Origin of the sequence: Paraburkholderia suaedae (assembly GCF_040812055.1) — a bacterium.
In the GTDB taxonomy this organism is placed as follows: domain Bacteria; phylum Pseudomonadota; class Gammaproteobacteria; order Burkholderiales; family Burkholderiaceae; genus Paraburkholderia.
On sequence record NZ_JBFOAH010000025.1, the window covers coordinates 15,948 to 36,580 of the forward strand.

A 20,633-nucleotide genomic window follows, 5' to 3' on the forward strand; every position below is an offset into this window, starting at 1 on the left:
CACGAGTGTGGAACGACACGATTGGATCACGATACCGTAATAGGTGTCAATGAACGATCGACTTATAGATTTCGCCATCGGGGTTTTTGCCAGCCGGAGCAGCCCTGAACCGCGCAGCACGATCGGTCCGGGAATCTTCTTAGAGGCGGTTTCCCACCCCAACTATCAGGGCTCTGTCGCGCTAAGGCGACCAGGTAAAATTCGGCAACCGAAATTGAGACGATCACGATGGCCATGACGGGCAAGACGCCGCGAAAGACATTACCGCTAGGGATCGCGAAGGTGCTAAAGCGACTGCACTATCCGCTGGATGTGATCCTCCTGTGTGTGCGGTGGTACGTGGCCTACTCGCTAAGCCTTCGCAATCTCGAAGAGATGATGACTGAGCGCGGCTTTGCGGTAGACCATTTGAGCGTGCATCGGTGGGTCATCAAGCTCGTACCGTTGTTCGAGAAAACCTTTCGCAAGCACAAACGTCCGGTGGGTAAGAGCTGGAGGATGGATGAAACCTACGTCAAGGTGCGCGGCCAGTGGAAGTACTTGTACCGCGCAGTGGACGAGGCTGGTAATACGGTCGATTTCCTGTTGCGGGCGCATCGCGACAAGGTTGCCGCGCGCCGCTACTTCGAGAAGGCCATCGATCGCAACGGCGCGCCTGAGACCGTGACCATGGATAAAAGCGGGGCCAATCTGGCGGCCCTGCAGGCCATCAACGCTGAACGGGAAACGCCCATCAAGGTCCGGCAGGTCAAGTATTCGAACAACATCGTCGAACAGGTTCACCGTGCCGTCAAACGCATTGTCAGGCCGATGATGGGTTTCAAGGATTTTCGCTGTGCCCGCATTATCCTGGCTGGCATAGAAGTCATACATATGATCCGAAAAGGACAAATGCGAGGCGATGGCATCGCCCCAAAATCGCCGTGTGCCTGCGTCGCGTCATCGGCCCTTGCGGCCCTTGCGGCCCTTCAGAACTGTGAGTTCGCGACGTTTGCCGAGCGTCCGCTTTTCGGACGCCCGCTCCTACGAGAAGATCGAGAGTTGTCGCACCACGCCAGGTGCTTTGGCGTTTCAGGTCAAAAACGGGCGGCTCGATGCCGTGGGCTCGCAGTGCCAAAGACATCGGCTGCGCTCGGACGCTTCCATTCGGTTGGTCCGCCCAGCGTGCCCTCACCGCGCACAGCCGCCAGTGCACCTTTGCATTGAACGCCGCTGAGGGCGTCCGATGGATCAGGTGCACGCCTCGCTGAATAATCGCGTACTGCGGCCTGCGCCATTGCCGTCGCGCCTCGCGTCGTCCGCCGGTAATGGCTCGCCCGTCACGAAGGTGCGCTGCGGATTGGCGATTTCGATGCCGCGTTCAATGAAGCGATCGACAATGCGCCGATTGAATTCCCGTTGCACCGTCCAGCGCTGCGCATCGCTGCACTGAATCTGGCCGACTAGTGTCACGCTCGCGCCATCGAGCTGGTCGACGCCCCAGAAACTGAAGTCGCCCAGTATCCCGTTTTTGAACCTGTCGTCGGCGCGCAATTCGGCGCCTATTTCGGCCAGCGTTTCGATGGCGCGGTCAACGTCCGCGCCATAGGCGACCGCCACCTTGACGGCTGCATTGCCGATGCCACGATTTGAATTGTTGACGGTGGTCACGGAGCTGAACGGCACCGTATACAGCGAGCCGTCCAAGCCGCGCAGCCGCACCGTTCGGATGGACAGATACTCAACCGTCCCCGACACGCCGGACACCGTGATCCAGTCGCCGACCTGCATGGCGTTTTCCATCAGCAGGAAGATGCCGGTGATAAAGTCCTGCACCAGCTTCTGTGAACCGAATCCGAGCGCGACGCCGAAGATGCTGGCACTCGCTAGCAATGGTGTCGTATTCACGCCGATTTCGCTGAGCACGGTCAGGCCCACGACCAACAGGATCGCGACGAAAAGCGCCGTGCGTAGCATTGGCAGCAGCGTATCCAGGCGTGCCGCGCGGACCAGGTCGCCGCCGCTGCGCCACGCGTCGAGGCGGCGCTCGGCGGCCACATTGGCCAGTTCCCATACCAGCATGGCGATGGCGACCGCGATGGCGATCGTCATGAGCGCCATGCCTAACCGATGGCCGACCGCGTTCTGCGTAAAAAAGCGCGTGACGCCGAGTCCCCAAACTTCAAGCAACGCCACCAGCGTTAGGAGCCAGAGCAGCCACGAGACGAGGCGGCGCAGCATCGGATAGTAACGGTATGCACGGCGACGGGCGATCGACGTGCGGGCGTTGTCCTCGGCATGACGGAAAACCCGCCCGAGCGCGCCAAAGGTTACGATCCCGACGACTCGCGCGACGGCCAGCACGACGATCGACAGACCTGCCATCTGCAGCACTCTCGCAAAACCGTCGTGCACGCCCAGCGCCCAGGCAACCCAGAGCGCAATGACGCAAAATATCGTCAGGCCGGCCCAAACGTCGGCGAGCCAGTTTCCCAGGTGCACGATCGAACCGCGCTTCGACGTGGCGGCGCGGATTGCATCGGCGACCGGTCGCCGGACTTGCACGATCAGGGCGATGACCAGCCCATGCACGACCAGTGCGATGAGCTTCGTGATCGTACTGTGCGCCTGTACGGCCAAGCCAAATGCGAGGGCCGCTTGAACGAACCCGGTGCCCACGCCGACGGTGGCCACGATGCGTCGCGCCCAGCGCTGCGCGAACGCGGCCCAGCGATCGCTGATGCGCAGCATACGCAGATTCGGCGCATCTGGCGCGAAGAAGAATCCGCAGACGCTTAGCACCGCGCGGCAGATCACATAGGCGTCGATCAGCGCGCCGATCGCCTGGTCTTGCGGTGAGCCATCGTCGGTCAGGATCGACATCATCGCGGTCGCGCACAGCGCGAAGCCGGCTAATGGAATGACGTTGACCACCGCGTAAAGCAAGGCCCCCGGCAAGCGCTGCAGCAGCGTCCAGTTTTGCGCGGCGCGACGCTTTCCCTGCGCGGCACGGGCTGCTTCGAGCGTGCGCGGCGCGGCTTGTCCGGACGTCGCCAGCGGCGCGCTGGCATCGCCGACATCGCGAGCCGCGAGCGCGTGGCGAGGCCTAGCCCAGGCGAGGCCGACTAGCCATTCGAGCACGAACGCCGGCAGCAAAGTTGCCGCGAGCATCCAGGCGGCGCTGACCAATACCGCATGGCCCTGTGGCGATCTCGCATAGTGTGTCCACCACGCACGCGCGGCTCGAAAGTTGAGCAGAATCGCCACTGAGTGTTTCACCTCCGATCCGACCGTCAGCAACGCATGGGCAGCTTGCCGTGACAACTGCGACGTGAGGCCGTTCGCGTTGAGCGTATGGGCGAGCCCACCGGCACGGCCGCTCGGGGCGGGCGGGCCGCTACCGGGTGCTGTGGACGCCGCGAGCGCACTGCCGGCTGCGACCGCACGCAGCGTATCGTCGACCTGGGCAAGGCGGTTCGGGTCGGTCAACACGGTGAGCGCGGCGCGGGCCTGCTCGGGTGTCAACGTCAGGGGTGGGGACGCCGGCGGTGGCAGGGCGCTCGATGCGCTCGGCGGCGTCGTCGAGGTCGCGCCGAAAGCAGGGTGACTCACGCTGATTGCCAGAAGCAAGCCGAGCAGACCCGCGAACAGCCACGCGAGTAGGGACGGCAGGCGCCGAAGTGTTGCCTGACGCGTGCCGGCGGAGCCGGGACGGAATGGGTCTACGAGGGGAACAGGGACGGCTGGAAGTTGGCGCATGGGGACGTAAAAATGAAAGAATCACCTACGACGCCCTGCGGCCCGATAAATTCACGAAATACTTTGTAAGGCAACCTGCGGACTATCCAGTATCGGCAACGCGCTCGCGGCAACCTCATGACTCACCGCTTGGAGCGCTCCCGCAGCTCTAGTGGCTGCAGGAGTGACGCATTGTCCGGTGAGGGAGGTAATGACGACGTATGATCGATTGGGTAATTGCCGCAGTTGCTAACTTATATTCGATAAATTAGCATTACCCGGCAATTGGATGCAGGTTAAGCTCAATCCGGCCGTGCGCATGCGGCGGGGTCGGCGGCATTGTACTCAGCGAGGGAAACGTCCGTGAAGGCTCTTGTGACCGGCTTTGAGGCGTACGGCAGTCGCACCGTCAATCCTGCTGCTGAGGTTGCGCGCATACTCGACGGCGCAAGCTGGGGGACGCTGCAGGTGACAGGGATGTGCTTGCCTGTGACTTTGGCGGAGGCGCCGCAGCGCGTTGTGGCGCACATCGAGGAACTGGCGCCCGACATAACGCTCTGCCTCGGACTGTGGCCGGGCGAGCCGATGATCCGCCTGGAGCGGATCGCCCTTAACTGTGCCGACTTCGAGATCCCCGACCGAGCCGGCTCCCTGGTTCGGGACACGCCGCTGGAGCCCGGTGGCCCGGACGGCCTGTGCGCCACACTGCCGCTGCATGATGCCCTGACTGCATTGTGGCGCCAGGGCATTCCGGCGCGCCTTTCGGGAACGGCGGGCACCTACCTGTGCAACGCGACCCTGTATCGGGTCCTCCGGCACGCGCAATCTCATCGGCCGAAGATGCTCGCCGGCTTCATGCACCTGCCCTACCTCCCGTCTCAGGTTGCGGCCCTGCTGGAAGACCTCCGCGGTATGCAAAGCCTCGAACTGCACCAGCGGGCCGACCTCGCGAGCATGGATTTGCAGACCATGGTAGCCGCGGTCCGCACCACCCTCACCGTGAGCGCTGCACAAAGGGCAGGCGCATGAAGAGCACGCCGCAGCTCGAACTGATCGACATCAACAAGCGTTTCGGCTCCACGGTCACAGCCGACAACTTCTCGCTTACGATCGAAAAGGGCGAGTTCTTCACTTTCCTGGGACCGTCGGGCTCGGGCAAGTCGACCATTCTACGCATGGTGGCGGGGCTGGAGCAGCCCGACTCCGGCCGCATCCGGTACGGCGGCCGCGATTTGGTCGGCGTGCCGCCGTGGAAGCGCGATCTCGGGATGATGTTCCAGCAGTACGCTATTTTTCCCCACATGACCGTAGCTCAAAACGTGGCCTACGGCCTGAAGGCGCATCGCATGCCGCCCGACGCGCAACTCACGCGCGTCAAACAGATGCTTGAACTGATCGGAATGGCCGGCAAGGGCGACAAGAACGCGACGCTGCTGAGCGGCGGCGAGCAGCAACGGGTCGCATTGGCGCGCGCGCTGGCGCCCTCGCCGGACATGCTGTTGCTGGACGAACCGTTGTCGGCGCTGGACGAGAAGATCCGCCGCGAGATGCAACTCGAGTTGAAGCACATCCAGCGGCACACCGGCACCACCTTCTTCTACGTCACCCACGACCAGGAAGAAGCGCTAACGATGAGCGACCGGGTCGCCGTGCTGAACGGCGGACGGTGCGTGCAGTGCGATGCGCCAGAGCTCATCTTTACACGCCCACGCACGCGGTTCGTCGCCCACTTCTTCCGTGGCTGCAACGTGGTCGATGCGACGGTGGAGAACCCGGGGCCGAATGCCGCCGTGCGGTTTGGTGGCGTCCAGCTCCCGTTCGCCGGACCTACGTCGTCAGTTCCTTCGAAGATTCGGGGCCTGGCAATTCGCTCAGAAGATCTACGGGTTGGCGCGCAGGCTTCCGGCCTTCCGCTCAAACTGTCCGCCACACTGGAGGAAGTGGTTTACAAGGGGACGACCGTCGACCACTGCCTACGCCTGCTGGATGGCCAGCGCATCGTCGCAACCGCGACGCAGCGAGAGGCCGACACGCTTGGGCAGGTGGTCCACGTCGGCCTGGATCCGTCGCGCGTGGTGTTTCTGGAAGACTGAACCAGCCGGTCCTGCGAGGCGATGCGAGAGCGCGTCGCAAAAATTCGAGACCCGGCCAGCAGCAATGGGGCGCCGCGCGACCAATGTCGGTGAAGGTCCGCTGCGCGCCCTCACAAAGGTACGAGCGGGATGCATTGCATGGTTGTCCATAAGGGGGTCTCGTCGGAGACTGGCCTCGCTCAACGGCGGGCCGGTCTCAAGCGGACCATGAACGATCGTTTATTCACTTGCGGCATGCGGGGAGTCAAATTGAACAGTCTTTTCGATCGCAGAACTTTCATTTCGGGCGCCGGCGCGGCAGGCGCCGCGCTGCTTGCGGGCGGCCTGCCCATATTGGCGCGCGCGCAGTCGCTGAAGATTAATTTCGCCGACATCGGCGTCGGTGATCCAGGTGACTGGTCAAAGTTCAGTGTGGCCAGTGGCGCGGGGGTGAATCTAATCGCCATCGGCAACGCCCCCTCTGCGGTCGTCAACGTGCTGATCGCCGGCGGCGGCAAGTCCACGTATGACGTAATCAACATCGTCGGTGGCATGCAGCAGCCTCTGGTGGAAAATGGGCTGATCGATCCGATCGACGTCGCGCGCATCCCCAACTGGAACAGGGATACTTACATCCAGGAGTTCCTGGTGCAGGGCAAGCCGGGCTTCAATTTCATCGGCTACAAGGGCAAGGTCTACGGCGTGCCGACGGTGCTGCAGGGTGACAGCTTCGCCTACCTGCCGGAAGCCACCGGCGCGCTCGATTCCTACGGCGCGCTGTTCGACCCGAAGTTCAAGGGCTTCGTCGCGCTGGAGGACAACTACACCACTGCGGGCCAGAAGACGGCGCTCTACCTGAAAGCGAACAGGCTGGCGAGCATCGGGAACCCCAGCGACATGACCGCATCGGAGTTCAAGACCGTGGTCGATTTCCTGATCGAGAAGAAGCGAAGCGGGCAGTTCCGCACGCTGTGGTCAAGCTTCGAGCAGGCCGTGAACCTGATCGTCAGCAAGGAAGTGCACGTCATCGACTGCTGGGAACCCATGGTCTCGGCCGCCGAAGCCAAGGGGGTGAAGGCAGTCTACGCACAGCCGAAGGAGGGCTACCTCCTGTGGGCGATGGCCGCTTACATCGTGCACAACCCGCGCCGCTCGCCGGAGCAGACCAAGGCGATCTACGCCCTGCTCGACTTCCTGCTGGGTCCCTGGTACGGTGCCCGGATCACGCTCACCCGCAGTTACATGACGAACTCGCAGGCTGTTGCCTACGCTAACGCCACGCCGACCGAATTCAAGCCGGAGGAGGCGCGCAAGATCGCTCGCATTGACGAGGGCGTGAAGGCCAAGTTCAAGAGCGGCGGCGTGTGGCAGAACCGCTGGCCGACCGACGTCGAAGCGTACGAGAGCGAGTGGGCGCGTTTCAAGGCCGCTCCGGGCCGCTGAGAAATGCGCACTCGGCACCTGACGCTGCGGAACGCTCTGCTGGGCATCCCGCTGGCATTCGTCACGGCGTTCCTCGTGGTGCCGCTCGGGCTCACCGTGGTCATCAGCTTCTGGAAGCGGGTCGGCTTCGGCATCAGGCCCGACGTCTCATTGGCGGCATACGCTTCCTTTTTGCGCGGACTGCGCCTCGAAATTCTCGAGCGCAGCCTGATCGTTGCGACTGAGGTTACGGTGATCGGCGTTCTGGTTGCTTACCCCATCGCGTGGTTCCTCGCAATGAAGGCGTCGCCACGGGCCACGCGCGTCGTGCTGATGCTGTTCACCATTCCTTTCCTGGTGAACTACGTCATCCGCACGTTTTCCTGGTCGTATCTTCTCGGCCGCACCGGCCCTGTCAATGCAGTGCTGATGGCGAGCGGCATCACCGCCGCGCCACTGGACTGGTTGCTGTACAGCGACTTTGCGGTCCTGATCGGGCTGCTGACCTCGTACGTCCCATTTATGATCTTTCCGCTGTGGCTGTCAATCAGCGGTATCGATCGTCGCCTGATCCAGGCAAGCTGGCTGCTGGGAGCGAAGCCCACGCGCACCTTTCTGCGAATCACGCTGCCGCTGTCGATGCCTGGTGTGTTCGCCGCGATCATCTTCGGCTTCGTCGGCTCGTTCGGTGACAGCGCGGTGCCGGTCATCCTCGGCGGTACGGGTTACCAGCTCATCGGCAACGAGATCACCAGTACGCTGGACGTGCTGAACTATCCGCTGGCCGCCGCGATGTCTACAGTGGTCCTCATGGCGATGCTGGTGCTGCTGGGCCTGTGGTTCGGCCTGTTCGACCTTCGATCCTTCCTGGGCAAGGCGTTAAAGAAGTGAAGCATTCCCGCCACCACCAAAGCACCGCGATGCGGTATTTCATGTGGGCATGGACGGCAGTCGCCCTGATCCTCCTGTACCTGCCAATGGTGCCGCCGCCGATATTCTCGCTCGGCGACAAGGGCGCGGCCTACGCGCTGAGGCATCCGTCCCTGGCTGCCTATGGCGAGATCTGGAGCCAGCCGGTGCTGCTGCAGGCGATCTGGAACTCGCTGAGCGTGGCGCTGGTCGTCGGGCTGGTCACGCCGACGCTGGCGGTTTTGGCCGCCATGGGGGTGCGCGAACTGCGCATCCCGCGCGTGGTGCTGCTGCTCACCCTGCTGCCCCTGTTCATCCCGGGGGTAAGCATGGGTCTGGCCACCGCCTTTTTGTTCCAACGCATAGGACTGGAACCGTCGCTGCTGAGCATGTGCATCGTCAACGTGCTGTGGGCTCTGCCGTTTTCCTTCCTCGTCGTGCTGACGGTGATGAGCAACTTCGACACGGTTCAGCTGGAGGCCGCGTGGATGCTGGGAAGCAACCACTGGAACGCGTTCTGGAATGTCGAGTTCCCGTCGATCCGCCCGGGCATTGTCGGCGCATCCACCTTCTCAATGATCCTGTCATTCAATGAGACGGCGCGGACTTCTCTAGTCCAGGGCGCCAACAACACGGTGCAGACCTATATCTGGTCGACCTATAAGCAGGTCGGGCTGTCGCCCACGCTGTACGCGCTGATGACGCTATTGATAATCGTGACCCTGGCGCTCGTAGTGGGTTTCTGGAGCGCGAGCGGCGCTCAGACCCGATCCCGCGCACGGACTGATCCCGAGATGGGTCGTCCGTAGTCGCGATCGCTAACCCAAAGCCCTCTGCATTGCGACCAGGGGTCGCAGCCGCTGTTGAAGGCGGATACAACCGGTGGACGCAATAGTTTGCTGGAATCGTTCGCGGTGGCGCCCACGCCACACTCGTTGCTTGACATGCCACGGGAGAACGGACCCTGGCCGTTAAATCCATTTGATTTCAAGCATTTGTACTTGCGCCTCATTATTTGACAATGTGCAACTGAGTGTTTTCAGAAACAGTCACGTCGTCTCATAAGGTAGTCCTCTAGACTCCGGTTAGTTTCGGCAAACCGTCCGCGTAATTGCGGCCCGGGTTGCCGGCAATCCGCAACTTTCGGAGTATCGAAGCATGAAGAAAACCCTCCTAGGCGCCGCCCTGATAGGCGCTTTTGCCGCCTCGGCGCATGCGCAAAGCAGCGTGACACTGTACGGCCTCATCGACGCCGGAATGACCTACTCGAGCAACCAGGGCGGCCACAACAATTTCCAGCAATCGAGTGGCTTGGTGTCGAATACCGTATTCGGTTTGAAAGGATCCGAGGATCTCGGCGGCGGTCTGCATGCAATCTTCAGGCTCGAGAACGGCTTCAACATCAACAACGGCTCGAACTACTTCTCGAACGGGATGTTCGGTCGCCAGGCGTATGTCGGTTTGCAAAGCAACCAGTACGGCCAGGTGACACTGGGACGCCAATACGATTCCGTCGTCGATTATCTCGGCCCGATCTCCCTGGCCAATTTTGGTGACGGCAACAACCTCGCGGCTCACCCGTTCGATAACGACAATCTGGACGATTTCTTCTCCATCAACAACGCGGTCAAGTATACGAGCCCGACGTATGCGGGTCTGACGTTTGGCGGCTTGTACGGTTTCAGCAACCAGGCTGGCGGATTCTCGAACAACCGCGCGTATAGCTTTGGCGCGTCGTATAGCAACGGCCCGCTCAACCTTGCGGCGGCGTACATGCAGCTGATGAACGCGGGCAGCAACGCGACCGGTGCTCTGTCGAGCACCGATAATTCCACGAACATCGCCTCGGGGCGCCAGACCGTCTTTGGCGTGGGCGGCAACTACGCGTTCGGTCCGGCCACCGTCGGCCTGCTGTGGACGCATACCCAGTTCAACAACGCGACCGGGGGCGGGGCGCTGTCGGCGTTCAGCGGTCCGAATACGCTCGGCAACATGGACCTGCATCTGGACAACTTCGAAGTGAACGGACATTATGCATTGACGTCCGCACTGTCGCTGAACGGCGCGTATACCTTCACCGAAGGCGCGTACAACAGCGCGAAAGGTTCGGGCAACCCGCATTGGCACCAGGTCACGTTGCAGAGCGACTATTCGTTCAGCAAGCGTACCGACGTGTACCTCGAAGGCGTCTATCAGCGTGTGAGCGCCCCGGTGGGTTCGGTGTTTTCCGGTGCGGTGATCAACGGGCTGTCGCCGTCGACGTCCAACAGCCAAGTCGCTGCAACCGTTGGCATCCGCCATCGCTTTTAAGTTTTCGCCTGGGCTTGAGTACTATGTAAGGTTGGGTCAAGGCGCTGCGTTTAAGATAAAGGGCCGTCCGGCACATGCCGGACGGCCCTTTTTCCAGGCGAGGTTCAAAAGTGGCAGTTTTTGCGTCACACAGGCGAGCTGAATCGTCCCTGCCTATAAAGGCAGGAGCGGTTAGTAATGCAAATTAATGGACGGTCTACGATCTCACGGCATCAGATTTGCCGAGGCTGAAGCGGCCCGAGTCCGAGCAGCGTAAGGCAGTTTGGAGGGCCGTGACCCGTCATCGCCTCACGCGGACTTTTGCCGATCCGCTCGCCGCGCCGGGTGCGCATGAAGCGCCGATGATTGAAGAAGAACTTCAGCAGGCCAAGCCAGGCGCGGCTACCGTTCAGATGGCGCCGCAACGTCGGTGGGCCGGCTGACCGGCTTCAAAATAATCATTTTTTCTGAGGCGATTGTCTTATAGCGGAGGTCTGATTTTGCGAATCGGGACTGACCCGAACGGGTCGTGTCCTGCGGATCCCTAACAGGCAAGACCCACCGGTCATCCGTGGACGGTGGCGTGGGCGATCGCATAGAGATTCGAACGTCTGCGTATCCTCCCCAGGCAGCGGACCGTCGTCGGTAACCAGATCCTTGCTTTTCCAGAGCGGCCGCTCCGAGTCGCTGCGGTCCCGGCCGGCGATCATCTGGCAAATCGCTTGAGATCCGAACGAACAAGAACGTGATGGAGGACGTGACCTGTCCGAACCCTACACGAAAAGTAGTTCACCTTCCGTTGCGATGAACCGGACAATCGGGGCGGCTGCAGTGCGAACGGCCGGAAAGCACCCTATAGCCGCCTCGCCAGCGCCGACAGCTGAATTTCGGCAACGGGTCGCGTACTGCCGGTCGCGACGGTATGAGATTCGTGGAGCTCATGCGGTTTGCATGAGACAGTAAGCGGATGTGCATCGACGCGGCGGTCGCGCATCGTACAAACAATTCGCCGACGACGTGCCTTGGGCACAAGGTCCCGCGCGGCTCGCGTAAGATTACGCAAAGGCGACCTGCCCGTGCGATATCAGTTTCGGCGTCCGGTGACGAGGGGTCTGGCGGCGTGTGTGCTCGCAAGCTCGAATGCGCCGATCACGCTCGGGCACGCGCCGCGGATTTTCTTGCGAGTGGCGGAATTGGTCTAGCAGGCCGACCTTGCCTCGGGCAGATTTTCGAAGAAACGCATGGTGTCCCCTATCTCAAACTGGCATTCATGAAAACTACCCACTTGGACCGGGCGCGTGCCGTCACGCGCGCCGTCGCCTTCTTTGCGCTCATGCTGACTGGATGTGCTTCTTCATCGGTGGATTCCCAGAATTCACCGCATGATTCGCAACCGCAAGGGGCCAGCATAACGTCGCTCAATGCCGCCATCGCTGGATCGCAACGCAGCGAGAAGGCGCGTGCGCGCGACGTCTATCGCCATCCGAAAGAAACGCTGCTGTTTTTCGACCTTGGTCCGACGCAAGCAGTGCTGGAGATTGCACCGGGTGGAGGATGGTACACGGACATTCTTGCGCCCTATCTGCACGATGCGGGTCAGCTTTACGAGGCGCAATATGTCAGCACGTCCGCCGATCTCGCCGCCGAGGACAGCGCGACCGATGCCGTCTATCGGCGCAAGCTTGCGGACGCGCCAGCGATTTATGCAAACGTTGTCGTCGGCACATTGCACGCAGGTCAATTCACCAGCTTCGACGCGCATGACAGGTTCGACCGCGTGTTCACGTTTCGGAACATCCATAACTGGATCAAGGACGGACAACTCGATGCCAACCTGCGCGCGTTCTACGGCGCGCTGAAGCATGGCGGCGAACTCGGCGTCGAGGAGCATCGCGCGCAGCCGGGCACGACTGTGCAGCAAATGATCGATTCCGGCTACGTGACTGAAGCATTCGTCATCGAGCACGCGCAAGCGGCCGGCTTCATGCTCCTTGCGCGCAGCGAGATCAACGCGAACGCGAAGGATACGAAGGATCATCCGCACGGCGTGTGGTCGCTGCCGCCTACATACGAGGGCGGCGACGTCGACCGGTCACGCTATGCCGCAATAGGAGAATCGGATCGCATGACGCTCAAGTTCGTCAAGCCCTAGACTTCCCGTGCATTCCGCCAACTGAGTTCGAGGCCGCGGCGATTGTGGCGGTGAACGCGGCCTTTCCTCACCGCAAACCAAGTGGCGCCGGCGCGCGCGCAACCCCCGAACTGACGGCCCCGTAAGGGCTTCCGTGAGTGTTCAAAGGTATCGGGTGGCTTTATTGGGCGCACCCACTGCGTCCGCGCGCATTTATGTGGGAGTTCATTTTTCCTTCGCATGCCCGGGGCGGTCGCGGTGGCGGCGCTCAGTGTGTGGTTGACATTGCGCGCCGCAGGCTGGTATCTGCTGCCAAGCTACCGGCTTGCCACCCGTATCCATCGCGTGCTGTCCGGGAAGCTGATGGCGCAGGGATGCGGCCGCAAGTGAACCTATGGCCGAGCTAAGTCAGCCTGTTCAGACTGACGGCAATCCCATTCACTTCGGCAGTGAGAACACCATGAACAAATTGCCCGTGACTCGATCAGGCGACTGGCTCAACAAAGATCGCCGAGCCTGGAGGTGCCTTTGGTCTGCGAGGCCGAGGCGACGGCCTGGACAGATGTTGCAGGCGCTGTGCCCGTGCCACCGTGGTCGCCAGACTTGGAACAGCCAGTCGCTAGAGTCAGGAGCAAGACGGCCGATACGGCGACCATGGGACAGGCGAATGCGTGTTGCGTGGGCATGCTATCTCCTTGAGTAGTGGAAAGAGGGTTACTCGGCGGCTTGGGCGGACCGGCTTGCGTTCATGCCGAACTGCGCGACGGCCACCAGAATGACGATCACCGAGAGGAACAGGGCGCTGGTCCACATGGCCCCCATGCCGAGGCCGCCGTAAGTTCTGGCCTGCGTAAGCAGATCGCCGAGCGCGGCACCAAACGGGCGGGTCAAGATGTAGGCGATCCAGAAGGTCAGTACGGCGCTGCCGCCCATACGTTGGGCGGCGTAGGTAGCGCCTATCAACGAACCGAACATGACTGCGCCCCAGGTGAAGCCCAAGCCCAACGCCTCGGTCGCCAGATCGCCAGCCGCCGTTCCCAGCGCGAAGGTGCACAGGACGGCAGCCCAGTAAAACAGCTCCCGGCTGCGTGTCACGATGTCATGGATAGACAGGGTGCGTTCGACCCGATACCAGACGAAGAAGATGGCGGCGAGCGCTGCGGCGAACACGGAGGTACTGACATACAGGCTGACCCCCAAGCCATAACGAGGAATCGCGCGTGATCGTCCAGCGCCTGGGCGATGGCAGTCCATCCGTGGTAAGCGTCGATGCAGGGGGAGCGCTTCCCCTCCGGACAACGCTGGCCGATGGTCTGCACACGCTCGAGATCGGCGGCGAGACGTTCCGCGTGCTGGTCGCGACAACCACCGCCGGCGAGCGTATTGCCGTGGCCCAGGAGTCCGGTTTCCGCAATCAGATCGCCCGCGACAGTGCGTTGCGTACCGTGATGCCCTTCCTGATTCTCCTGCCGGTTCTGCTCCTGATCGTTGCCGACCTGGTGCGCAAGATGTTCCGGCCGATTGCCGCGCTTTCCAAGGAAATCGACCAGCGTGCCGAACAGGAATTGCACCCCATTGAAGGTAGCCACCTGCCCAGCGAAGTGCGTCCATTTGCCGTGGCGATTAACCGCTTGCTTGGCCGGGTGGACAAGGCAATGGACACCCAGCGCCGTTTCGTCGCGGATGCCGCGCATGAGCTGCGTTCGCCGCTGACAGCCATGTCGCTGCAAGCGGAGCGGCTGGCAGAAGCAGAAATGTCCAGCCAGGCGCGTGAACGCCTGGCGGTACTGCGCCAGGGCATCGAGCGCGGCCGGAGCCTGCTGGATCAACTCCTGACACTGGCCAAGGCACAGTCGTCTACCGAATCGCCAAAGTCATCAGTATCCCTCCAAGGCACCTACCGCCGCGTGCTGGAGGACCTCATGCCACTGGCCGAAGCCAAGCACATCGACATCGGGATCGAGGGAACGCAGGACGCCCATGTGTGGGTCAGCGAGCTGCACATGACCGCCATGGTCAAGAACCTGGTTGATAACGCCATCCGCTACACACCGGAGGGTGGTCGGGTCGATCTCTCGGTGAGTACGGCGGAGGGGTGCGCTGTGCTGCACATTCAAGACAACGGCCCCGGTATCCCGCTGGCCGAGCGAGACCGGGTGTTTGATCCCTTCTACCGCACGCTCGGTAGTGAGCAGATCGGTTCGGGCCTCGGCCTCTCGATTGTCCAGACGATTGCAAACCTTATCGGCGCAGAAATCCGCCTGGGCTTCACCGACGACGCGAAGCAAACCGGCTTGAGCGTTGCTGTCCTCATTTCCGTGGCTGACCCGTCTTAGGCGGTCAAAACACAGTCCAGTTAGGTGTACCGGCTTATTGTAGAGGAAGCCATAACGCCAGCGCTGCGATCGCTTGCGATACTTGCTGAAGCTACAAGTTTTCGAGGGGAACACGTGCTTTCCCTCTCTCTCGTGCCAACGCTACGCGGCAACGTGGATCGAGGCGGCGCCGTGGGGGCGGGAGCCGTCCGGCATGCAGGCTCACTGGTGTCAAAGCTCACGCATGCGCTGGACAGCAGGCTGGCGCGTCTCGCGAAAAGCCGCGATCACCGCAATCACCACCGACAGCGCCGCCACGCCGGCGAGGAAAGCCAGATAGTGCCAAGGCACCTTGAGGCCCTCGGGTGGAGGATCGAACACACCGGTCAGCAGCTTGACCAGCATCCATGCCAGTGCAAAGCCCGTCAGCGTTCCGATGGCCGCCCCGCCCAACAGGAGCACGAGCGCCTCGCTCCACAAGAACGCACCGAGCTGACGGGGCTTGGCACCGAGCGCGGGTCAGAATCGCAAACGTGCGCCGCCGATCGAAGAAGCCGAGCGCAATGATGAGCCCGGTTGCGCCGGCGACCATCAACGCCGCGGCCCCTAGTTCGAGTTGCGTGAGCCCGCGCAAATCGACGGCCGTCAGGCTCGAATTGATGATGCGCTGCGCCTGCCCGATGTCGGTGACCCTGACTGCGCCAAACGGCGCAACCCTGGCGCGCGCGGCCACGGCCACCTGCTCAGGCGGCGCCGTTGTCTTCAGCAACACGATCTCCGCCGCGCTCGTGCCGGTTTGCCGCGCGATGTAGCCGGCATTCGCGACGAGGAATGAGTCGCGTGGCGCAGTCGGGAATTCGCGCACGACGCCAACAAAACGAAATGGCACCACATGATATTGATGGTCGCTTGCATTCTGAAGGCGAAGGTTGATCTCGTCGCCCGGGTGCAGTTGATAGTCCTTCACGGTCTCTTCGGACACGAGGATGCCGTTCGGATATTGCGCGAGCAGGTCGAGCGATTTTTGCGCATTGCCGCCTTCAAAATAGGCGTCCGCCATGCGCGTCGCTTGTCCGATGTGGCGGGCGTCGACGCCATACAGGTCTTGCAGGTCGGTGCCCACGTAGGCGAAACGGTGCTGCATCTGCTGGGCGGCGCTGACCCCGGGCAACGTAGCAAGTTCGGCGAATCTGGCTGACGCGGGCGCCTGCGAAGTCCCCGTCGCCGTCACGTCTGCGCCGTTCGTGAGTTCCGCGTCCACGCGCGCCTGTGCGTTGTAGGTTGCGTTGAACACGGCCGTGGACGTCGCGAACGCGAACGCCAACGCGATAAGCGCGATGCCCTGCGTCATTCGGTTGCGCTGCCGGCTCATCGCCGCAGCGGCGACGCCGGCAAGCGAATGCGCAAGCGGACGAAGCCAGATGGCGAGCGCGCCGCGCCCGCGCCGCAATCCCGCGAGACCGAGCCTGATGGTCAGCAGTCCGCATCCTGCCCACGCGAGGACGGGCGCGAGAAAGGCGAAGTAATCGATCGACGATGACGGCGTGCCTTCGGGAGCCAGCACGACCTGATACCCGGTGCTCCAGGTCCGCCAGAAGATGATGGCCGACAGTGCGAGCAGGACGAGATCGAGGAAGATCCGTTGCCAGAGGCGCGGTCGCGCGCAACCCGTCATCCGGCGGGCGCTGGTGACGGACGTCGTGCTTACACTGATCCATGCTGTCACGAGAATCGCCGCATTCGCCAGTACGACTCCCGCTATGGCCGCGCAGGCGACCCAGCCCATCGACGCCGTCGCAAAATAGCCCATGCCGAGAAACAGCCGCGACAACAACGCGGCAAGGACCAACCCGACAAGCGTACCGCCGACGCCAACGCACATCGCTTCGACCGCCGCCAGCGCCATGATCTGCGCGCGCGATGCGCCACGGATTCGCAGGAGTGCCTGATCCCGGCGTCGCCGTCCGGAGCCCGCCGCAACGACTCCGATCGTCAGGAACGCGCCGAGAAGCGCGCCCGGTGCGCCCAGAAACAGAAACAGGACTTTTGCGTAAAGCGCGTCGGCACGCACGCCTTCGAGCCGCGCGGCAAGGTTGTCGGCAACGAGCGCATTGCCCGCGAGGCGCGCCTCGAGATTTCTTGCGGCGCCCTCCACCTGCACAACGGCGGCCCCAGGATCCCCCGGAAGATCGTCATGCGCGAGTGCGACGTGAAGCTGGCTGTGCAATCCTCGCGCTCCGGCTGCCGCCTCTGCGCCGAACAGGCGTTGCCACGCGTCCATCGGGAGCAGAAGCACATTGTCCGGAGGCGCTTGCGGCGCTGCGCGAGGCGCGACGCCGATCACCTGAAACATCACGTCGGCGTTCGGCAGATCGACGATGCCAGCGATCTGCACATCGGCCGCAGCCAAGCCTGGATTACGAATGCTCACCGTATCGCCGATGGTCACATGCAGGTTCGCGGCCGTCTGTTGCGCAATCAGAACGCCATCCAGACCTGTCGACAAAATTGGGATTTGGCTCGGGCTCAACCTGCTGGTGACGGTTGCGCGACTGGCAGAAGGCGGGCGTCTGGGGTCGGCTCCACGAGATCCTGCTCGCGAAGTTGCGTGCCGTCGACCGCATCGGCTTTTCTCGCGTCGTCATCGATTCCACTTCTGTTGGAGCGGTTGGGGCGGGCGAAAAACTGATATGACTTTCGACGCCATTCCACCGATTCGCGGCGTACGTGGCCGACCTCTTCAGAAGCCCAAAGTCATCTACGCAGACCGTGGCTATGACTCCGAGGCGCATCGCCAGAAACTTCGCGAGCGCGGCATCAAGCTGGTGATTGCCAAGCGCCGGACACAACACGGCAGTGGTCTGGGAAAATTCCGCTGGGTTGTCGAACGTACTCATGCGTGGCTTCACAACTTCCGTCGTCTTCGTATTCGGTTCGAACATCGCGCCGACATTCACGAAGCATTTCTCAAACTCGGTTGCTCTCTCGTCTGCTGGAACATCTTCAGACGGACGGAGCAGTCTTTTTGAATCCGTCCCTAAGCCAAAGAGAGGCAGATGTTGTCCTGAGACTGACTCGGCCTGAGGAACTCACGAGCGTCGTGCGGAAGCTGGGGCGCGTGTCGTTTGGCCTGTACGCGAGCAAGGACTATCCTCATCTGCACGATCCATCTGCATGGGAGTTCATCGCCTATGACGCTGGTTTCGTGGGCGTGCCACAGCAGAAGTGGTTGAGGAGCGTTGCAGGGAAAAGGCCTATCGCCTGCGAAATCAGCGATATCAATGGCCATCTGGTAGCGGCGCGGGCAGGCGCGGGCGTAGCGGGTCTCCCTGATTTCCTGGCAGATACGGATGCGAAGCTACAGCGCCTCGCGTACGTCGGCGAAGCGTTCTCGCGAGATATCTGGATGGCTGTTCATCGAGACCTGCGCCGTTCACCGCCAATACGCGCAGTCATGGACTTCCTGCTGAAAATTGTCGCCGAAAATCCCGCCTTTGCACCATCGGGGACATTCGGTTGAACGTCCAAAGTCAGCTAATAAATCTCGTTATTTCGCTACACTGCGCACTTTCGCCGACAACCTGCCAGGAGGATGCACATGGACCGCATGGTTGCGATGGAGACTTTCATAACAGTTGTCGATGCAGGTTCATTTTCTGCCGCTGCTCGCCGGTTGAAGCTGGGCCAACCAGCCGTCTCAAAGGCAGTCGCACAGTTAGAGGAGCGTCTGGGAGCCCTTTTGCTATTAAGATCGACACGTGGCCTGGCGCCGACGGATGCCGGTCAGCGGTTCTACGATCACGCACGCAGGGCCATCGATGAGGCGGAGCTCGCCGAACAGGCAGCGCGCGAGTCGTCGGATGGCCTGTCCGGACGACTGCGCGTAGGCGCAGCCGTCACATTCGCCCGGCTGCATGTCTTGCCAGCACTCAAGTCTTTCCTGGATCAACACCCCGATCTGAGCATCGATATCGTACTTGATGACCGGTCCGTCGATTTGCTCGAAGGAGGCGTTGATGTCGCATTGCGTATGGGCGCTCTAGACGATTCGACCATGACTGCGCGTCGCATCTCCACGGGGCGGCGGCTCGTCATCGGCACGCCGTCATATTTCGCGGAAGCCGGACTTCCGCAAACACCTGCCGACCTTAACCGACATCAGGCGGTCGTTTATTCCGTGCGAGGTGGCGGTGAATCGTGGTTGTTCAGCCGCGGTGACGGCTCCGACGCAAACGTGACCTTGTCCGGCCGAATAAGCGTGAACGCAGCGGAAGGCATGCGCACGGCGGTACTCGCTCACATCGGGCTTGCTGTCGCTTCGGAATGGATGTTCGCCCCCGAACTCGCGAACGGCACAGTTCAGGCTGTCCTGACTGACTGGACGTTGCCGTCAATCGATCTGTGGGCAGTTTTTCCGTCCGGCCGCATGACAACCACGAAAGCGCGTACCTTCGTCGCGTTTGTCGAGCACATTCTCAACGAGCGCAAATCCAGCGAGCGACCCATCGCGTAGCCACTTCTTATCGGCGCGTCGACGCCCCCGGGCTGTCCCCTCGCAGCAGGAATAGGAGTTATTCCCCGCCCGCGACTTCCGACTGAGGTCGCCCAAGCGGAGGATACGCATCAACCAATGCACGAAATCATTGGCTCCGATGCAGCAGTACCTTTCGGCCGTCCAGGCGAGAGGACCGCTTCGAAACCTATCTGTTGAGGAAAACCATGACCCAAGCTTTGAAAGGCAAACTCGCCCTCGTTACGGGCGCTTCGCGTGGAATCGGTGCAGCTATTGCGGCACGTCTTGCGCACGACGGCGCATCGGTGATCGTTCACTATGGGTCGAGTCAGGCGCGGGCCGAAGCCGTCGTCAAGGAGATCCGCGATGCCGGCGGCGACGCTGAAGCTGTGGGCGCCAACCTGTCGAACCCGGAAGGCGTCAGAACCCTGATCGATTCGCTGAACGGTGCGTTCGGCGGCCGCTTTGAGGGGCGGCTCGACATCCTTGTCAACAACGCGGGCACGGTCGAATATGGACCGTTCCTCGATTCTTCCGAGGCGTCATACGACACGCACTTCAACCTGAATGTTCGTGCACCGATCGAACTGGCAAAAGACGCGGCGGCGCGAATGGTGGCGGCGGGCTGGGGACGCATTATCAACGTGGGCTCGGCCTTTGGCGAAGCCGCGCCGCTGCCTGGCGTGACGCTCTACATAGCATCGAAGTTCGCTCTCAGAGGCTTCACTCGCGGGCTATCTCGCGAACTCGGCAAATACGGCGTGACCGTGAATGCCGTCCAGCCCGGCCCGATCGATACAGAACTCGCTCCGCAGCCCGGCACGGAAGACCACGCGACTATGACAAAGCTCGCAAGCGTGGGCCGTTTCGGCAAACCGGCAGAAATCGCGGCGGCCGTAGCTTATCTCGCCAGCCCCGAAGCAGGCTACACGACCGGCGAAAGCCTGACGGTCGACGGTGGCTGGATTGCCTGAACCAGGCGGCCAGGCTGAGTGCTATCCGAATGCCGCGTGCATTTCGGATAGCGTCAACCAGGCAAAAGCGCCAAGGCGTTGCCGCTTATGCAGCCACTATCGCGAACACGCGCGCGGGAAATCCGGAGCCGTGCTTGGGCTTGGGCCATGTCGCGACGAGCAGTGCCCCGGTCGGCGGCCGTTCCGCGAGATTGGCCATCAGTTCGATCTGCCAGCGGTTCTGTCCCAGCACGTAGCGTTCTAGCGAGCCATCGCCGCGGCTGACCGCGGCGCCCGGATCGGTGCCCATCG

At 62.1% G+C, this 20,633-nt stretch carries 14 protein-coding genes and 5 pseudogenes; 14 read left to right on the forward strand and 5 right to left on the reverse strand.

Annotation, left to right across the window (positions count from 1 at the left end; all coding sequences use genetic code 11):
• Window positions 1–228: 228 nt before the first annotated feature.
• Window positions 229–912 (forward strand): annotated as a pseudogene (locus tag ABQJ48_RS27960) (IS6 family transposase); the annotation flags it as partial.
• A gap of 318 nt (window positions 913–1,230) precedes the next feature.
• Here ABQJ48_RS27960 and ABQJ48_RS27965 read toward each other — a convergent pair.
• Window positions 1,231–3,591, reverse strand: a complete 2,361-nt coding sequence (locus ABQJ48_RS27965) for a mechanosensitive ion channel domain-containing protein (RefSeq protein WP_367841203.1) — start codon at window positions 3,589–3,591, stop codon at window positions 1,231–1,233.
• 489 nt (window positions 3,592–4,080) lie between these two features.
• Between ABQJ48_RS27965 and ABQJ48_RS27970 the strand changes: the two genes are divergently transcribed.
• The 8 genes from ABQJ48_RS27970 to ABQJ48_RS28005 all read left to right on the forward strand — a co-directional run bounded on the left by ABQJ48_RS27970 (window position 4,081) and on the right by ABQJ48_RS28005 (window position 12,561).
• Entirely contained in the window at window positions 4,081–4,746 is a 666-nt protein-coding gene (locus tag ABQJ48_RS27970; RefSeq protein ID WP_367841204.1) for a pyroglutamyl-peptidase I, read from the forward strand.
• Complete coding sequence (locus ABQJ48_RS27975; RefSeq protein WP_367841205.1) at window positions 4,743–5,810, forward strand: ABC transporter ATP-binding protein; 1,068 nt, start codon at window positions 4,743–4,745, stop codon at window positions 5,808–5,810. The genes ABQJ48_RS27970 and ABQJ48_RS27975 overlap by 4 nt, the downstream gene beginning before the upstream one ends.
• A 207-nt stretch (window positions 5,811–6,017) precedes the next feature.
• The gene (locus ABQJ48_RS27980; RefSeq protein WP_367841206.1) at window positions 6,018–7,232 is read left to right on the forward strand and encodes an ABC transporter substrate-binding protein; all 1,215 of its coding nucleotides are present in this window, start codon (window positions 6,018–6,020) and stop codon (window positions 7,230–7,232) included.
• 75 nt (window positions 7,233–7,307) lie between these two features.
• Window positions 7,308–8,102, forward strand: a complete 795-nt coding sequence (locus tag ABQJ48_RS27985; RefSeq protein ID WP_367841207.1) for an ABC transporter permease — start codon at window positions 7,308–7,310, stop codon at window positions 8,100–8,102.
• A complete protein-coding gene (locus tag ABQJ48_RS27990; protein WP_367841208.1) occupies window positions 8,099–8,929 on the forward strand; it encodes an ABC transporter permease in 831 nt (276 codons plus the stop codon). The genes ABQJ48_RS27985 and ABQJ48_RS27990 overlap by 4 nt, the downstream gene beginning before the upstream one ends.
• A gap of 349 nt (window positions 8,930–9,278) precedes the next feature.
• Window positions 9,279–10,430 carry a porin gene (locus ABQJ48_RS27995; RefSeq protein WP_367841209.1) on the forward strand — a complete coding sequence of 384 codons (1,152 nt, stop codon included), beginning with the start codon at window positions 9,279–9,281 and terminating at the stop codon, window positions 10,428–10,430.
• Between the two features lie 272 nt (window positions 10,431–10,702).
• Window positions 10,703–10,852, forward strand: coding sequence for a hypothetical protein (locus tag ABQJ48_RS28000; RefSeq protein WP_367841210.1), 150 nt, complete (start codon window positions 10,703–10,705; stop codon window positions 10,850–10,852).
• 827 nt (window positions 10,853–11,679) lie between these two features.
• A complete protein-coding gene (locus ABQJ48_RS28005) occupies window positions 11,680–12,561 on the forward strand; it encodes a class I SAM-dependent methyltransferase (RefSeq protein ID WP_367841211.1) in 882 nt (293 codons plus the stop codon).
• Window positions 12,562–13,254: 693 nt separating this feature from the next.
• Here the strand turns inward: ABQJ48_RS28005 and ABQJ48_RS28010 are convergent.
• Window positions 13,255–13,743: pseudogene (locus ABQJ48_RS28010) on the reverse strand (COG4705 family protein); the annotation flags it as partial.
• A 2-nt stretch (window positions 13,744–13,745) separates the two neighbouring features.
• Between ABQJ48_RS28010 and ABQJ48_RS28015 the strand changes: the two are divergent.
• A pseudogene (locus ABQJ48_RS28015) lies at window positions 13,746–14,876 on the forward strand (ATP-binding protein); the annotation flags it as partial.
• Window positions 14,877–15,086: 210 nt separating this feature from the next.
• Here the strand turns inward: ABQJ48_RS28015 and ABQJ48_RS28020 are convergent.
• Together ABQJ48_RS28020 and ABQJ48_RS28025 are read right to left on the reverse strand one after the other, a co-directional pair.
• A complete protein-coding gene (locus ABQJ48_RS28020; protein WP_367841212.1) occupies window positions 15,087–15,317 on the reverse strand; it encodes a hypothetical protein in 231 nt (76 codons plus the stop codon).
• Window positions 15,318–15,591: 274 nt separating this feature from the next.
• Window positions 15,592–17,208 (reverse strand): annotated as a pseudogene (locus ABQJ48_RS28025) (FtsX-like permease family protein); the annotation flags it as partial.
• A 143-nt stretch (window positions 17,209–17,351) separates the two neighbouring features.
• On the opposite strand from ABQJ48_RS28025, the pseudogene ABQJ48_RS28030 reads away from it, so the two are divergent.
• The 4 genes and pseudogenes from ABQJ48_RS28030 to ABQJ48_RS28045 form a co-directional block, all read left to right on the forward strand.
• Window positions 17,352–17,884, forward strand: a pseudogene (locus tag ABQJ48_RS28030) (transposase); the annotation flags it as partial.
• Window positions 17,881–18,375 (forward strand): LysR substrate-binding domain-containing protein, encoded by a 495-nt coding sequence (locus tag ABQJ48_RS28035; protein WP_367841213.1) that lies wholly within the window; start codon window positions 17,881–17,883, stop codon window positions 18,373–18,375. The pseudogene ABQJ48_RS28030 and the gene ABQJ48_RS28035, both read left to right, overlap by 4 nt.
• A gap of 78 nt (window positions 18,376–18,453) precedes the next feature.
• Window positions 18,454–19,368: a LysR family transcriptional regulator gene (locus ABQJ48_RS28040; RefSeq protein WP_367841214.1), complete on the forward strand. Its 915-nt coding sequence runs from the start codon at window positions 18,454–18,456 to the stop codon at window positions 19,366–19,368.
• Window positions 19,369–19,574: 206 nt separating this feature from the next.
• Window positions 19,575–20,342: an SDR family NAD(P)-dependent oxidoreductase gene (locus ABQJ48_RS28045; RefSeq protein ID WP_367841215.1), complete on the forward strand. Its 768-nt coding sequence runs from the start codon at window positions 19,575–19,577 to the stop codon at window positions 20,340–20,342.
• Between the two features lie 85 nt (window positions 20,343–20,427).
• On the opposite strand, the gene ABQJ48_RS28050 is transcribed toward ABQJ48_RS28045, so the two are convergent.
• On the reverse strand, window positions 20,428–20,631 hold the full coding sequence (locus ABQJ48_RS28050) for a cyclase family protein (RefSeq protein WP_367841216.1): 204 nt from the start codon (window positions 20,629–20,631) through the stop codon (window positions 20,428–20,430).
• Between the last annotated feature and the right edge of the window lie 2 nt (window positions 20,632–20,633).

Excerpts from the sequence above, each read along its gene's own strand:
- ABQJ48_RS28005 (WP_367841211.1), top strand. The coding sequence starts at position 11,680 with ATGAAAACTACCCACTTGGACCGGGCGCGTGCCGTCACGCGCGCCGTC.
- ABQJ48_RS28050 (WP_367841216.1), bottom strand. The coding sequence starts at position 20,631 with ATGGGCACCGATCCGGGCGCCGCGGTCAGCCGCGGCGATGGCTCGCTA.
- ABQJ48_RS27980 (WP_367841206.1), top strand. The coding sequence starts at position 6,018 with ATGAACGATCGTTTATTCACTTGCGGCATGCGGGGAGTCAAATTGAAC.
- ABQJ48_RS27995 (WP_367841209.1), top strand. The coding sequence starts at position 9,279 with ATGAAGAAAACCCTCCTAGGCGCCGCCCTGATAGGCGCTTTTGCCGCC.
- ABQJ48_RS27975 (WP_367841205.1), top strand. The coding sequence starts at position 4,743 with ATGAAGAGCACGCCGCAGCTCGAACTGATCGACATCAACAAGCGTTTC.
- ABQJ48_RS28040 (WP_367841214.1), top strand. The coding sequence starts at position 18,454 with ATGGACCGCATGGTTGCGATGGAGACTTTCATAACAGTTGTCGATGCA.
- ABQJ48_RS28045 (WP_367841215.1), top strand. The coding sequence starts at position 19,575 with ATGACCCAAGCTTTGAAAGGCAAACTCGCCCTCGTTACGGGCGCTTCG.